Source organism: Rhizobium deserti (assembly GCF_004358025.1).
GTDB classification, from domain to species: Bacteria; Pseudomonadota; Alphaproteobacteria; order Rhizobiales; family Rhizobiaceae; genus Neorhizobium; species Neorhizobium deserti.
Genome location: NZ_SMTL01000002.1, coordinates 194,870 through 209,126 on the forward strand (window position 1 = coordinate 194,870; position 14,257 = coordinate 209,126).

The window sequence follows — 14,257 nt, forward strand, 5'->3', positions numbered from 1 at the left end:
TCGTGGCCGACCTCGCCCGTTCGGTCGGCTTCCTCAGCCGCCTGCCGGTGCCGGACCGCTTTTTCCGTGGCCATGACGGCACGATTTCGCGTGCGGTTCGAGCCTTTCCGGCAGCCGGCCTGCTGATCGCCGCCCTCCCGGCGCTGGTGCTTTTCCTGCTCGTAACGGCCGATGGCGATCCGCTGGTGGCAAGCTTTGTGGCACTGGCCCTTCTCAGCCTGATGACCGGTGCCCTGCACGAGGACGGGCTGGCGGATGCGGTGGACGGACTGGGCGGCGGACGTGACCGCGACCATGCGCTCGCCATCATGAAGGACAGCCGCACCGGCTCCTATGGGGTCGTGTCGCTGATCCTCTCCTTCGGGTTGCGTGCGTCGGCGCTGGCGGCCCTGGCGCGCCATGATGCCGGCCTTGCGGCGCTCGCCCTGCTTGCCACGGCTGCGATCAGCCGAGCGCTGATGGTGGCCCATTGGCGGGCACTTGTCCCGGCCCGAGACGGCGGTCTGGCCTCGAATGCCGGCATGCCCGAAGACCGCGCGCGCAACATCGCGCTTCTGACCGGTGCACTGGCGGCGCTCATCCTTCTGATACCCGCAGCCGGTCTGCCCGTCGCGCTCCTGTCGCTGCTCGCTGCAGCCCTTGTCAGCTACGGCTTCACCCGTCTTGCCCGAAAAAAACTCGGCGGCCATACGGGCGATACGATCGGCGCCACCCAGCAATTGACCGAGATTGCCAGCTTGGCAACCCTTGCTCTTGCCATCTGAACCAGTGATATAAAACCCATGATTTCACCCTGCATCCTCATCTGCTCGATCGACATCCAGACCGGCTATTGCTTCGGATGCGGCCGCACGGGCGATGAGATCGCCGGCTGGATCGACTATTCCGATCTCGAGCGGCAGGTGGTGATGGAGGCCCTGCCGGCCCGGCTCGAAACGGTGGAGCGCAAGCCGCGGCGCGAAACGCGACGCAAGCGAATCGCCAGAGAGCGGGGTTTCGCATGAACGCACTTACCGTCCTTCTGCTTTTCCTCGGGGCAGGCCTTGCCCTGCTGATCTTCAACCACGATAGCGGCCGCACCTTCGGGCTGGCCAACGAGGATTTTGGCCAGGCGCTTTATCTGCTGCCGATCGCCGGCCTCCTGTCCGTCGGCATTCTCCAGGGTCGCCGCGGCCAGTTCGGCCAGGTCCTGCGCCAGATCGCCATCTGGCTGGTCATCATCCTGGCACTGGTCGTTGCCTATCTCTACCGCGACGATGCCAGAAGCGTCGGGGCGCGGCTGACGGCCGGCCTTTTGCCCGGAACGGCGGTCGTGGTCACCGGCAGCGATGGCCGCAGCGAAGTGATCATCCACAAGACGCGCGGCGGACATTTCCAGACGAACGTGACGGTGGACGGCAAGGTCCTCGCCATGCTCGTCGACACCGGCGCCAGCAGCGTCGTGCTTTCCTATGACGATGCGCGCGCCATCGGCCTCGACGCGAAGGACCTGAACTACACGGTCAGCGTGATGACCGCCAACGGCCGGGCCATGGCGGCACCCGTGCGCCTTGACGAGATCTCCATCGGGCCGATCGTGCGGCGCAACATCCGCGCCATGGTGGCGGAAGAAGGCCGGCTCGACGAGAGCCTGCTCGGCATGACCTTCCTGTCGACGCTCGGCTCGCTCCAGATGCAGACAGACGAGCTGCGGCTGCGGGATTAGGCTTCCAGCAAAGCGGGCCCTGAGGACATGGTGTCGCCACTCCTCCTGCGAAACTCGCTCGGCGGTGCGCCGATGATCCGCTTGAAGGCGCGGCTGAACGAGGCTTCCGCATCATAGCCGAGCTTCTCGGCCACCGATGCGACCCGCATGCCGTCCTTCAGCCAGAGCCGTGCCTGGTGCATCCGGACCCTTGCGACATAGCGGGCCGGCGTCTCGCCGACAATCCGGGCAAAGCGTTCCGCAAAACCGGATCGCGATGCGCCCATCAGCCGGGCAAGCTCGCCTACCGTCCAGTCCCTGTCCGGCTCCAGATGGATGGCAGCCAGCACTCGACCGATATCGGGGCTGCGCACCGCCGCAATCCAGCCGGAGGTCTGGCCGCAGCCATGCTCGACCCAGGCCCGGATCATCGTCGCCATCAGCACATCCGCCAGCCGCGCCAGGATCCCGCCGGCGCCGACCCGGTCCAGATCCACCTCGCGCGCCATGGCATCCAGGAGATGCGGTATGGCCGGTTCGTTTCTAGCCAGATCACTGGTCAGCATGGTTTCCGGCATCAGCTGCAACACCGGATGCAGCCTGTCGATGTTGAAGCGCATCGAGGCCGTCAGCGCCACGGTGCCGCCGCAGGCATCGGCGCATTGGACGTCGAAGACGCCCTGGCAGACTTCCCGGCGGCCATAGCGGTCGAAGGGCACCGGCACCACATCCGGACGGCTGGTCAGCACATGCCCGTCACCGCGCGGCACCAGGGCCGCATCCCCGGCATTTAGTTGGAGCCAGTCGCCCGAGGGGGTCTGCAGCCATCCGGACCCGGAGGAGATGAAGTGGAAACGGGCCGCCTCCTGTTCCGGAAACAGCGTGCCCCAGGGCTCTGCCAGCCGGCAGCGGCCATAGTCGACGCCGTCGAGGCGCAGGCCCCGCAGCATTTCCGACAGCGGATCACCAGCAGCATCGGGCGAAAAATTGGACGAACGGTCAAGCATGTCGGATTTTCTAGCATGGAAACGACAGGCTGTCACGCCTAAGTCTGCTCCCACTCCCTAGATCCAGGGATAGGATACGAGTCTCCCAAGACAGGACAATGATCATGACAAACAGCACTTTCGATGATGATGACGGTTTGCCCGACGCACCGCCCTCAGCCGATTCTCCCGCCAAGGCCCGGTGGGATGCCATCGTTGCGCTGACGTTAGGAGTCTTCGGCCTGGTCACGGCAGAATTCCTGCCGGCCAGCCTGCTCACGCCGATTTCAGCCGATCTCGGCATCAGTTCGGGCACGGCCGGCCAGACCGTTACCGTCACAGCCGTGGTCGCGGCCTTTGCCGGGCCAGGCATCGTCATCGGCACACGCAGTCTCGATCGCCGCTGGACGCTTCTCGGGTTGACCTTGCTGCTCATCGTCGCCAGCGCGCTCGCAGCCCTGGCCAACGGCCTGACGCTTCTACTTGTCTCCCGCGTCCTGCTGGGCATCGGCCTTGGCGGCTTCTGGGCCATGGCCGGCGCGCTCGCCATGCGGCTCGTGCCGATGGCGCATCTGCCGCGCGCCATGGCGATCATCTTTACCGGCGTTTCGGTCGCCACGGTCACCGCGGCGCCGCTTGGCGCCTATGTCGGCGCAACGCTCGGCTGGCGGGTCGCATTCGTCATATCCGGCGCCGTCGGCATTGTAGCATTGCTCGCCCAGCTCTTCACCGTGCCTTCCCTGCCGCCCGCCGGTCATGCCGGCTTCGGCACGATGATCGCCGTGCTTCAGCGCCCCAAGATCCGCATCGGCCTCTTCGCAACCCTGCTGATCGTCGCCGGCCACTTTGCCGGCTTCACCTATATCCGCCCCTATTTGGAAGGTGTTCCGCGGCTGGATGTGGATATGATCTCGCTCGTGCTGCTGGCCTATGGCATTGGCGGCTTTGTCGGCAATATCGTCGGCGGCATGATCACCGAGCGCAGCGCCACGCTCGGCGTCGTCTTCGCTTCCGGCCTGATCGCAGTCGCGGCCGTGCTGCTCGGACTGTTTGGAGCATCCGCCGTGGCTTCGGCGGTCGCGGTCACGCTTTGGGGGTTTGCCTTCGGCTCCCTGCCGGTCAGCATCCAGAGCTATATCACCCGCGCCGCACAGGATGAGGCGGAAAGTGCCGGCGCCATGCTGCTCACCACATTTCAGGTCGCCATATCCGGCGGCGCGGTGCTCGGCGGCCTGCTGATCGATCTGCAGGGGCCGATGGGCGTGATTTCCTTCCTCGGCATCGCCGCTGCCCTTGGCGCTTCCGTCATGGCTGCGCGCGGCGGCCGGCAGATGCAGCTCAGCGAAGGCTGACCTTCCCTCCTGGCCAGCGATCGGCTGCGGTTAGCTCCGCAGCCGGTAGCCCGTCTTGAACATCCAGCCGATCACAGACAGGCAGATCACCAGGAACAGCCCGATCATGCCCAGGCTGATCAGCGGATTGACGTCGGCGATCTCATAGAAGCTCCAGCGAAAACCGCTGACCAGGTAAAGCACTGGATTGAAATGGCTGACTGCCTGCCAGAAGGGTGGCAGCATATTGATCGAATAGAAGCTGCCGCCGAGAAAGGTCAAAGGCGGCACGATCAGCATGGGCACGAGGTTCAGCTGCTCGAAGCTCTTGGCCCAGACGCCGATAATGAAGCCGAACAGGCTGAAGGTGACCGCCGTCAGCACCAGGAAGACGACCATCATGAAGGGATGGGCGATCCGGATATCGACGAAGAAGGAGGCGGTGATCAGGATGATGACGCCGATGATCAGGCCCTTGCTCGCCGCCGCTCCCACGTAGCCGAGCAGGATTTCCGTCATCGCCACGGGGGCCGAGAGGATTTCATAGATGGTGCCGGTGAATTTCGGGAAATAGATGCCGATCGAGCCATTGCCGATGCATTGCGTCAGCAGGGTCAGCATGATCAGGCCCGGCGTGATGAAGGCGCCATAGGAGACCCCTTCCACCGATTGAATGCGCGAGCCGATCGCAGTCCCGAACACAATGAAGTAAAGCGACGTGGTGATGACCGGCGAGATGACGCTCTGCAACAGCGTTCGCCGCATGCGGGCCATTTCGAACATGTAGATGGATTTGACCGCTTCGAAATTCATGCCTTGTCTCCTACCAGTGCGACGAAGATGTCTTCGAGCGAGCTTTGCCGGGTGGAAAGATCCCGGAAATGGATGTTTTCCTGCGCGAGCGCCGCCAAAAGCGGCACGACGCTGCCCTGCCCGTCCTCGCTCTGGTAATCGTGCAACAAGGCCATGCCATCCTGCGATAGGGTCAGGTCATAGGCCGACAGGCTGGCCGGCAGAGCCGTCAGCGGTTCGGACAGTTCAAGCCGCAGCTGCTTGCGTCCCAGCTTCTTCATCAGCGCCGTCTTCTTTTCGATCAGCAGCAGCTGGCCGCCATTGATGACGCCCACCCGGTCGGCAATCTCCTCGGCCTCTTCGATATAATGGGTGGTGAGGATGATGGTAACGCCGTTGGCCCGCAGCTTTTCCACCACCTGCCACATTTCACGGCGCAGGTTGACGTCGACCCCGGCGGTTGGTTCGTCGAGAAACAGGATTTTCGGCTCATGCGACAGCGCCTTGGCGATCAGCACGCGCCGCTTCATGCCGCCGGAGAGCTCGCGGATCATGTTGTCCTTCTTGCTCCACAACGACAGGTCCTTGAGGACGCTTTCGATCAGCGCCGGATCCGGCTTCTTGCCGTAAACGCCCCGCGAAAAGCTGACCGTATTCCAGACCGTCTCGAACTGGTCGGTGGTCAGTTCCTGCGGCACCAGGCCGATCAGCGAGCGGGTCTGGCGAAAATCCTTGACCACGTCGTGGCCGCCGACCAGCACCGAGCCGCTGCTCGGATTGACGATGCCGCAGATGATCGAAATCAGGGTCGTCTTGCCGGCGCCGTTGGGACCGAGCAGCGCCAGGATCTCGCCTTCCTCGATATCGAGATCGACGCCCTTCAGCGCCTCAAAGCCATTGCCATAGGTCTTCGTAAGCTTCTGGACAGAAACGATGGGTGCCATGGGATTTCTTCTGCGGGAGGAATGGTTTTCGTTAAGTTGCCGCAGATATAGGCAGCCGGCGCATCGAGACCATCCCTCGGGAGAAGAATATTGCGTTCGGTTTTTCGGGCCAATCGCATGCCAGGACACAACAATAGACGCTCAACACCAGGAACGACGGCAAGCAACGCCTGTCATCTTCCCGTGATCTTGCTGCGTCATTGTCGCGCACAGGCAAGCAACGGTCCGCTTCGTGCCGCACACTCGTTCGCGCGACCGTGACGACCCCTTATTTTCTCAAGTGCTTTTTTTGCTTGCCGAATACCTTTGCTCATCACGATGAGCTCCAGCTTCGGAGACAGGGATCCCCCGCAGGCCTTTTCTCCGCCCTCGCCGGCCGCTGGCCGGCGCTTTTTTTCCCACCGGCACACATCCGGTCGCAGTGATGTCAGTCTCAGTGATGTCAGTTGCAGTAATGGCGGCTGCCCTTGCGCGTGCGCAGGTCGAAGTGGAAGTGGTTCCAGTGCTCGGCATTGCTGCCCGGCCCCATGACCGTGCTGAAATATTTGCAGCTGTCGCTGCGCACTGCCTTCAGCAGGCCGCCCTCGCGCATCGAGAACAGGCCCTTCTTGCGCACGTCGATCTCGTGGCCGTCCTTCAGCACGATGCGGCCGATATCGATGGCGTTTCCACGCGCGTGCTCCGACATCGGATTGTATCTTTGGCGGCTGTTGTTCATCCGCCGGCAGGAATAACCGCCCATCGGCACGATCTTGCCGACGCCGGTCAGGTAGCGGTAGCGGGCCGAAGGCGCCAGCTCATTCTTCACCCATTTGGCAAAGGCCAGCGTCGTCTGGCAGTTGAGCGTCACGGCCGGCTTTACGTCGATATTGCCCGATAGGCCGGACAGCGTGACCGGGTAATCGATGCCGCAGCTGGGGCCGTTCGAAATCCGCGGCTTGTCCTGGAATTCGACATTGAGGCGGCGCAATTCAGCACGGCAGCTGACTTCCGACTGCGGCATGACGCTGCGCAGCCAGGGCTGGTTTGGCTCGCTCATCGGGCCGGGCTCGCTCATCGGCCCGGGCAGTCGTGTCGGATTGTTGGGGCGCAGCATCGCCACCTGCTGCGTGCCCGCGCCCGGCGTCCGGCCGGGTGCCGCCGCCGGATTGCTCCAGTCGGCACGGCTGCCGGCCAGATCGCTCTGCAGTCCGGAGCTCTGCCGCTTCGGTGGCACGATCACCCGGTCGTCGGACACAGGCTGACGACGCGATTGGACGGCTCTTGGCGCGTCGGTGCCGATCCCGTCGACGACCGGCTGGTCGCTCGTGCCTTCGGCAATATCGCCCGCCTGCTCTTCGGCAAGTCCGGTGACGTCGCTTTCATCCGGGTCGAAACCGAGTTCCGCATCCATGTTGACGCCGTCTTCCGGCATGCCTGTCGAGGCGGCGGTGTTGCGGCCAGAAGCCTGCTGCATGGCCTCGTCGCTGTCGATCATCGGCAGGCGGCCGGACCGGTTGGCAGATTGCCGCGACATGGACGATTGCGGGGCAGCTGCAGGCCGGCCAAGCGGCTCCGCCTGTACCTGGTCGGGAGCACGCAGATAGGTGCCGCTATCGCCCGTGTAAGCGTCGCTCGGACCGGAACGATAGGCGTAGTCAGCTGCGCTTGCCTGTGAAACGGGCGCCGCATTCATCGGATAAGGAGACTGCGAAACCGGGTCCTGCGGCAGTGACCGTGTCGGGTGGATGGCGCCGACCTGCGCGCCATTGTCGATCGCTGCTGGCGGCACGAGGTCCCCGGAAGAACAGGCCGCCAGCATCGTCGATATCATCAGCAGAGCCACAGCTCGCCGAGAAGGGGAAGCATACGCCATACCAATTGCCATTCTTCCGGTGCCGAGATGACACAGGCGCTCAGTTTAGCCAAACGAGGTAAACGAAGCCTTGAAACATCAAGGCGCTTTCATGGTCTTTTCGCGCGGGGACTGCGCCAGCAACCGGGCATGACGGCAGACAACGGAAGGGAACCAGAACGCGAAAAGCCCGCCGCATTGCTGCAGCGGGCTTCATCCTCGCTCCAGACATCAGGCTGCGTAGGCGCGGCCTGACTGTGCGCGGGAGTGTCCGTCGGACCGGGCATCGAGCCGGAAGGCCGCCAGCAATTCCTGCAGATGCAGGCTTTGTTCGGCGAGAACCTGGCTGGCAGCCGTGGTTTCTTCCACCATGGCCGCGTTCTGCTGGGTCATCTGGTCCATATGGTTGACCGACTTGTTGATCTCCTGCAGCCCCGCCGACTGTTCCTGGGCGGCGGTGGCGATCATCTCCACATGCGCATTGACGCGCTCCACCAGCGTTGCGATCTCCACCAGGGCGTCGCCGGTGGAACGGACCAGCACGACGCCGCCCTCCACTTCGCGGGTGGAATTGCCGATCAGCGTCTTGATCTCCTTGGCGGCATTGGCCGACCGCTGGGCCAGTTCGCGGACCTCCTGGGCGACGACGGCAAAGCCCCTGCCCGCTTCGCCGGCACGCGCCGCCTCGACGCCCGCATTCAAGGCCAGAAGATTGGTCTGGAAGGCGATCTCGTCGATCACCGAGATGATCTGGCTGATCTTGCTGGAGGAATCCTCGATGCGGCCCATGGCGTCGATCGCATTGCGGACGATGTCGCCGGAGCGGCTGGCGCTCTGCTTGGTTTCGCTGACCATGCTGCGCGCCTCGCGGGCCCGCTCCGAGGCGGTGCGAACCGTCGCGGTGATCTCGTCGAGCGCGGCTGCGGTTTCCTCCAAGGCTGCCGCCTGCTGTTCGGTGCGCTTGGCCAGATTGCCGGTTGCGCCGGAAATGTCGGAAGCGCTGTCGCGCACCACGAGGCTGGTGTCGGAAATCGCTGCGACCGCATCTTTCAGGGCGCCGACGGCGGCGTTGAAATCGTGCTGGATCTTGGCGTAATCGGCGCCGATATCGTTGACCGAAACGGAAAGATCGCCGGCGGCAAGGCCTTCCAGGGCGCGGCCGAGTTCCTGCATGGCATGCGACTGGCGCTGTGCGGCGCCGCTCATGCTGCGTTCGTTTTCCGAACGCTCCTGGGCAATCATCCGCTGCTGCTCGGCTTCGCGCGCCTGCAGGGTCGAGCGTTCCTCGACGGAATCGCGCAGCACCAGAAGGGCGCGGGCCATGTCGCCGATCTCGTTCTTTTCCTGCGTGCAGGGCACGGCTACGCCCGTCTCACCCGTGGCGATCTTCTGCAGCACCTGCTTGACCTTGCCGAGCGGCCCGGTCACGCTCTTGACGGCGATCCAGGCACCACCGACAAGGATCAGCGCGCCGATCGCGAATATGCCGGAAAAGTTCAGCGCGTCGCGGCGGAACATGGCATGCAGATCGTCCACGTAAACGCCGGTGCCGACCACCCATCCCCAGGGCACAAAGCCCGCCACATGCGAATATTTCTCGACCGGCTGTTCGGCGCCCGGCTTCGGCCAGTAGTAGTCCACAAAACCCTTGCCGCTGGCCTTCACCACATTGACGAATTCGACGAACAGGAATTTGCCGTTGGGATCCTTGTTCTGCGTGAGGTCCGAGCCGTTCAGTTCCGGCTTGATCGGGTGCATGACCATGCGCGGCTGCATGTCGTTGATCCAGAAATAGCCTGACCCGTCGCCATAGCGCATCGCGCCGATGATCGCCTTGGCTTCCGTCTGCGCCTGCTCGCGGCTCATCGTGCCGGCCGTTTCCAGCCCTTGATACTTCTTGAGCACCGTGAGCGCGATGTCGTTCATCTGCGCCAGGCCGGCCTTGCGCTCGTGCTCGGAGGAGCGATAGGCCTGGAACAGGCTGAAGGTCATCGCCCCGCCCAGGATAACGAGCGAAAGCACGACAAGACTGTAAAGCCGCACTGAAATGGTAAGACGCTGCATGGATTCCCCCCTTTTTCGGTGAGCCAAGTCTAACGGAGGATCGTTACTAGGTGGTGAAGCCACATTTGCCTCGCCGGTGACGCGAGTAAGGACTGGCTAAATTTGCAAAACCTGGAAGCCCTTCTACCGCCCCCCGCTCAGAACAAGCATCCAAGCTTCGAAAATCGGCTGGGATTTTGTTGTCATTCGCTCTAGCCTGCCTGCGGGAGGAAGACGATGATCAAGGGGATTGCTGCATGAACGAGACTGCAAAGCCGAGCGGAGAACTGACCCTGCGCACCCTGGCCATGCCTGCGGATGCCAATGCCGCCGGCGATATTTTCGGCGGCTGGGTTATGGCGCAGATGGATCTGGCCAGCGGCATCCGTGCCGGCGAGCGCGCCCAGGGACGGGTCGTTACCGCCGGCGTCAAGGAAATGGCCTTCGAACTGCCGGTCAAGATCGGCGATACGCTCAACGTTTATACCGAGATCACCAGGGTGGGCCGCACCTCGATCACCCTCAATGTCGAAGCCTGGGCGCACCGAGCTCGCCACCGGGTGCTGGAAAAGGTCACCGCCGGCACCTTTGTTATGGTGGCACTCGACGACGACGGCAAGCCGACGCCCGTGCCCACGGAAGGATAGCCGGGACCTGAACTCCACCCGGGACCGGATTGTCAGCTGGCTGAAGCCGTGACCGCCCTGGACTTTTTCCGTGGCAACATCAGGTAGTTCCGGAAAGCGGCCCGCCATGCTCAACGGAAAGATGTGCCGATGCGTTCACGCTCGAGAAGGCTCGCAACAGCCGCAGCCGCCCTCTTGTTGTTCGCCCAAGGGGAACATGCCATGTCTGAAGACAGCCCATACATGAAGCGTTCGAGGGAGTTTCTTCCCTTTGCTTTGGAAATCGACCGCGCGACCGCCGAAGCCTTTGCGAACAAATCCGTGTCGGACCTGCAAGCAATATATGAACGGCTGGAAACAGAGGCGGACAGAAGTCAGCAATTCCTCGGCAATGGTGGCGCGGCCACTGCCTGCGACGTCGCCCAGTCTACCCTGCTGATCGTCGTCGGATTCTCCATCAACAAAATGGACGGGCAAGGTCGCTACGAGGACTGGATGGAAGATGAGAGCCTTCGATTGCTTTCGGATTACAGACAGCTTGTTGCTGCCTGCGGCGAGGATGCCAAGACACCGGCGCTTTCACGCATCACGGAGGAAATGATCAAGAATCTGTAGATCATGCCAGCGTCCACGGCATTCGCTTTCTCTCAGGTCCGAAGGTCGATCATAGCTGCACGCGAGACGCGAAAGCCTCGTGCCAGAAACGTTCCCCACCTCGTCAGGCCAACTTCCTCGAAAGCATGGGTAAGCGCCCTCTGCCGAGGACGAAAGTCATGTCTGGTCTGCGTCAACATGGCGGATGTTACCTGCGGCAAATTTGAGATAGCGCATTCCCGATAGTAGGTTCAAGAATAGTCTGGATGTATGCAATATGGGATTGGTTCCCGATCGTCTTCTTCCAGTTCAAGATCCTGGTCTTGGGTGTGGGCATGTTCTTCGCCATCAAGTGGCATCGCGATCAGGCGAAGAGTGACCAATCCAGGGAATACCGAACGCCTGCCGAATAGAGAAGACCTGCCATCTCGACCGCTCAGGCCGAAAGTCATCTTCCGCTTCGAGCCGTGAACGACCCGCCGCCTGTCATGGGAGAGCTTGCAATCTTTTCGCGGCTTCTGAGGCGAAATGTCAGCAGCGTCAACGAGCGAGAGAGATGAAGACATACACCCTCGTGTCACTCCTTCTGCAGTGCGTCTTCCTTATCGCTCACCTGATGCTGCGCATTGATTTCCGCGGATCCAACATCCTAAATTTTGCCATCCTGATCAATGCATTCGTCTGCAATTTGCTCATATACAGGCAGAGGCGGTGATGCTGATGCCAACGCTGGAGTCTGCAGCTTCGCGACGGCGCCGGCTTCATTCCCAACCCGATGGGAGTCATGTTTGGATGAACAAAATTTCCCGTCTGCGCCAACTGAACCGTCCCATAAGAAACGGCAGGTCACAGAATGTGACCTGCCGAACATGTCGCTACGATATCGCGTAACCGAGATCAGAAATCGAGCTCGAGACCTTCTTCGCAGAAATCGAACTTGGCGGGCTCCGATTCGGATCCGTCTGCAAAGGCTGCCTTGACCCACTGGCCGCAGCTTTCATTGTTTGTGCTTTTGTCCCAAACAAGATCGACAGTCGCGCCCGGCTTGATGCCGCTGCCGATGTCGAAATATCCCCATTCTTTCTTGTTTTCCGATACCAATACCTTGGTAATAGCCGATTTCGTGGAATTTGTCGCCGTGAAGGAGAATTCTGCAGCGTAAACCGAGGTAGCGGTTAATCCGCTCATCGCTATACTAAAGGAAAGTGCTACAAAGCCCGTGCGAACGCTGGTGATATTCATGTCTGTCCTTGAAGGAATTTGAGTTCTACATGGGCCATCTTGCATTCTCCGTCCGCAAAGTCGACGGAAATGATGCAGCCTGCGTCCGCACTTGTGTTCCATTATTGGGTAAAGTTCGCAAATACACCGGGCCAATGTCGATGCTTGGCTATCCAGCGTGACCGTCGCGACGTCTCACGCTTCGGAAAGCCGCCTTCGTTAAACCCTCATCACGGCAAAAGCAGCTCTGCTGCTCTCACCAGGTCCGGGACTTCCGCATAAGGCAGCCAATCCGGATTGCCGGTTTCACCCCGCCGGTTCACCCAGATCCCGCGCAGGCCGAGTTCGTGGCAGGCCTTCATGTCCCAATACATGCCCATGGCCACATGCACCGTCTCGTCCGGCGTCACGCCCATCCTCTGATAGGCGTATTCGAACAGCTGCCGTGATGGCTTGTAGGCCTGCGCCTGCTCGGCGGTGATGACATAGTCGAAGGGCACGCCGATGCTCGCCACGGTCGGGGCGATCAGGTCATCGTCGGAATTGGTGAAGATCGCCAGCTTGTAATGTTGGCGCAGCCGCCGCAAGGCGTCCGGCACATCGGCATGCGGTCCCATCCGCTTCGGCGCCGAAGCGATCCACTCGACGTCCTCTGGGTTCAAGGTCAGGCCATGGTGTTCAAAGGCCGCGGTGAAGCCGATCCGCAGGATGTCCTTGTAAAGACGGTGCGGTCGCTCCGCCGTCAACCGGCGCCCCTGTGCCGAAAATTGATCGAGAATCGCCGATGCACCGACACCGCGTGGATCATGCGCTGCGAGGACCATATCGATCTCGTGCAGAAGCACTTCGTACCACTGCACCAATGTACCATAGCAGTCGAAGGTGATGACCTTCGGTGCGGGATGGAGCTTGAACATCGGACCGTCGATTTGCGCCATGGAGAAAACCTGCTGCTTGGGTGAACGGAGGCTGAAAGAACAGTCAATTTTCAAATGGGACGCTTGGGCCGCGTGACATCCCCCTTAGCCCTGTAAATAAACAGAACCCTTATCGAAACTCAGCCCCGGAAACACCTTGCTGGTCAGGTTGTTCGGATCCACACCGAACTGTCGGTAAAGCATGGCGGCCGCCACCTCGCGCACGTCGCCGGTCGGCATCAGGTCCCGGTTGTCGAGCAGCTTGTCCGGCGAAAGCCCCGGCCATTGGCCGAGAACCCTGCCGCCGGCAACGGCGCCGCCCGCCAGGATGGCGAGCCCGCCGGTGCCGTGGTCGGTGCCACCGGTGCCGTTTTCACGCGCCGTCCGGCCGAATTCGGTCATTGCCAGCACCACCGTCTTCTTCCAGGCCTCCTCGCCAAGCGTCTGCTTCAGGGTGACAATGGCCGTCGCCAGGCCGCGGGCAGCTTTGCGGAATTGCCCCTTCTGGCCCACATGCGTGTCCCAGCCATGGATGGAGAAACTGGCGATCCGGTAATCCTCGCGCAGCATGCCACCTGCCAGCTTCGCCATGTCCGCCGTGCCAGTCCCGCGCTTGTCCCCGCCATGAAGCGCATCGGACGACATATCTGTCCGCCTCGCCTCCTGCATCGCCCGGGTAAAAGCCTCGTCGCCTGCATAAAGCCGGTCGAGGAAGGACATCTCGTCCTCGGCTAGCGCAAAATTGCTCTGGCTCGACCAGGAATCCGCCTCGTTAGGTCCGGTCAGGATGAGTTCCAGAGACGTGTTGATGTCGATCGCCTTGCGCGTTTCCGAACGGGGCATGACCGACAGCGTCCGGTTCAGCCAGCCGCTGCGCTGGCTCCCATTGACACCACCATTTTCGAGAATGTCCTGACCGTCGAAATGGCTGCGCTGATCCCGGTAGGGCGTCGATACCGCATGCGCGAAGGAGAGTTCGCCCGCCTGCCAGAGCGGCATCAGCGCCGAGGCTGCTGGATGGAGGCCGAAGAAGCCGTCCAGGTCCAGAAGCCCGCTGTCGGGTGTCAGCCCCAGCTTCGGCCGCAGGCCGGCATAGGCGGGGTCGCCATAGGGCTGTACCAGGTCGAGCCCGTCCATGGCGCCGCGCAGGATGATGGTGACGAACCGGGCGTCGCCGGGCATGGCGGCGAAGCTCACGGGCGTCAGCACAGGCGCCGCAGCGGCACAGCAGGCGCCGGCCAAAAAGCCGCGGCGCGACAGCAGCAGGCGGTTTTGCAGGGTCATC

The 14,257-nt window shown here is 62.2% G+C and carries 15 protein-coding genes; 7 read left to right on the forward strand and 8 right to left on the reverse strand.

The genetic code is table 11. The features are described 5' to 3' along the window. The first annotated feature begins 2 nt into the window (after positions 1-2). The 3 genes from E2F50_RS07295 to E2F50_RS07305 are packed head-to-tail and all read left to right on the forward strand — an operon-like array spanning position 3 to position 1,705. Positions 3-764 carry an adenosylcobinamide-GDP ribazoletransferase gene (locus E2F50_RS07295; RefSeq protein ID WP_245515337.1) on the forward strand — a complete coding sequence of 254 codons (762 nt, stop codon included), beginning with the start codon at positions 3-5 and terminating at the stop codon, positions 762-764. An 18-nt stretch (positions 765-782) separates the two neighbouring features. Beyond that, the gene (locus E2F50_RS07300; protein ID WP_133315435.1) at positions 783-1,004 is read left to right on the forward strand and encodes a DUF1289 domain-containing protein; all 222 of its coding nucleotides are present in this window, start codon (positions 783-785) and stop codon (positions 1,002-1,004) included. After that, entirely contained in the window at positions 1,001-1,705 is a 705-nt protein-coding gene (locus E2F50_RS07305; protein WP_133315436.1) for a TIGR02281 family clan AA aspartic protease, read from the forward strand. Before E2F50_RS07300 ends, E2F50_RS07305 begins: the two co-directional genes overlap by 4 nt. Here E2F50_RS07305 and E2F50_RS07310 read toward each other — a convergent pair. Next, a complete protein-coding gene (locus E2F50_RS07310; protein WP_133315438.1) occupies positions 1,702-2,691 on the reverse strand; it encodes an AraC family transcriptional regulator in 990 nt (329 codons plus the stop codon). The two genes, E2F50_RS07305 and E2F50_RS07310, sit on opposite strands and share 4 nt — an antisense overlap. A 104-nt stretch (positions 2,692-2,795) precedes the next feature. Between E2F50_RS07310 and E2F50_RS07315 the strand changes: the two genes are divergently transcribed. Continuing rightward, on the forward strand, positions 2,796-4,022 hold the full coding sequence (locus E2F50_RS07315; RefSeq protein WP_133315440.1) for an MFS transporter: 1,227 nt from the start codon (positions 2,796-2,798) through the stop codon (positions 4,020-4,022). A 30-nt stretch (positions 4,023-4,052) separates the two neighbouring features. On the opposite strand, the gene E2F50_RS07320 is transcribed toward E2F50_RS07315, so the two are convergent. From E2F50_RS07320 to E2F50_RS07335, 4 genes are all read right to left on the reverse strand, one after another. Next, positions 4,053-4,814 carry an ABC transporter permease gene (locus tag E2F50_RS07320; RefSeq protein WP_133315442.1) on the reverse strand — a complete coding sequence of 254 codons (762 nt, stop codon included), beginning with the start codon at positions 4,812-4,814 and terminating at the stop codon, positions 4,053-4,055. Next, positions 4,811-5,737 (reverse strand): ABC transporter ATP-binding protein, encoded by a 927-nt coding sequence (locus E2F50_RS07325; RefSeq protein WP_133315443.1) that lies wholly within the window; start codon positions 5,735-5,737, stop codon positions 4,811-4,813. Before E2F50_RS07325 ends, E2F50_RS07320 begins: the two co-directional genes overlap by 4 nt. 442 nt (positions 5,738-6,179) lie before the next feature. Further along, positions 6,180-7,592 (reverse strand): extensin-like domain-containing protein, encoded by a 1,413-nt coding sequence (locus E2F50_RS07330; protein WP_133315445.1) that lies wholly within the window; start codon positions 7,590-7,592, stop codon positions 6,180-6,182. A 210-nt stretch (positions 7,593-7,802) separates the two neighbouring features. Beyond that, on the reverse strand, positions 7,803-9,635 hold the full coding sequence (locus E2F50_RS07335; protein WP_133315447.1) for a methyl-accepting chemotaxis protein: 1,833 nt from the start codon (positions 9,633-9,635) through the stop codon (positions 7,803-7,805). A 236-nt stretch (positions 9,636-9,871) separates the two neighbouring features. On the opposite strand from E2F50_RS07335, the gene E2F50_RS07340 reads away from it, so the two are divergent. The 3 genes from E2F50_RS07340 (at position 9,872) to E2F50_RS23180 (ending at position 11,247) form a co-directional block, all read left to right on the forward strand. Further along, entirely contained in the window at positions 9,872-10,261 is a 390-nt protein-coding gene (locus E2F50_RS07340) for an acyl-CoA thioesterase (RefSeq protein WP_133315448.1), read from the forward strand. A 201-nt stretch (positions 10,262-10,462) separates the two neighbouring features. Further along, positions 10,463-10,855, forward strand: a complete 393-nt coding sequence (locus E2F50_RS07345) for a hypothetical protein (protein ID WP_133315450.1) — start codon at positions 10,463-10,465, stop codon at positions 10,853-10,855. 245 nt (positions 10,856-11,100) lie between these two features. Then, a complete protein-coding gene (locus E2F50_RS23180) occupies positions 11,101-11,247 on the forward strand; it encodes a hypothetical protein (protein ID WP_202615428.1) in 147 nt (48 codons plus the stop codon). 484 nt (positions 11,248-11,731) lie between these two features. Here the strand turns inward: E2F50_RS23180 and E2F50_RS07355 are convergent, their stop codons facing one another. From E2F50_RS07355 to E2F50_RS07365, 3 genes are all read right to left on the reverse strand, one after another. Then, positions 11,732-12,076: a hypothetical protein gene (locus tag E2F50_RS07355; protein ID WP_133315451.1), complete on the reverse strand. Its 345-nt coding sequence runs from the start codon at positions 12,074-12,076 to the stop codon at positions 11,732-11,734. Positions 12,077-12,285: 209 nt separating this feature from the next. Then, a complete protein-coding gene (locus E2F50_RS07360) occupies positions 12,286-12,993 on the reverse strand; it encodes a haloacid dehalogenase type II (protein ID WP_133315453.1) in 708 nt (235 codons plus the stop codon). 84 nt (positions 12,994-13,077) lie between these two features. Next, a complete protein-coding gene (locus E2F50_RS07365) occupies positions 13,078-14,256 on the reverse strand; it encodes a DUF1501 domain-containing protein (protein WP_133315455.1) in 1,179 nt (392 codons plus the stop codon). Between the last annotated feature and the right edge of the window lies 1 nt (position 14,257).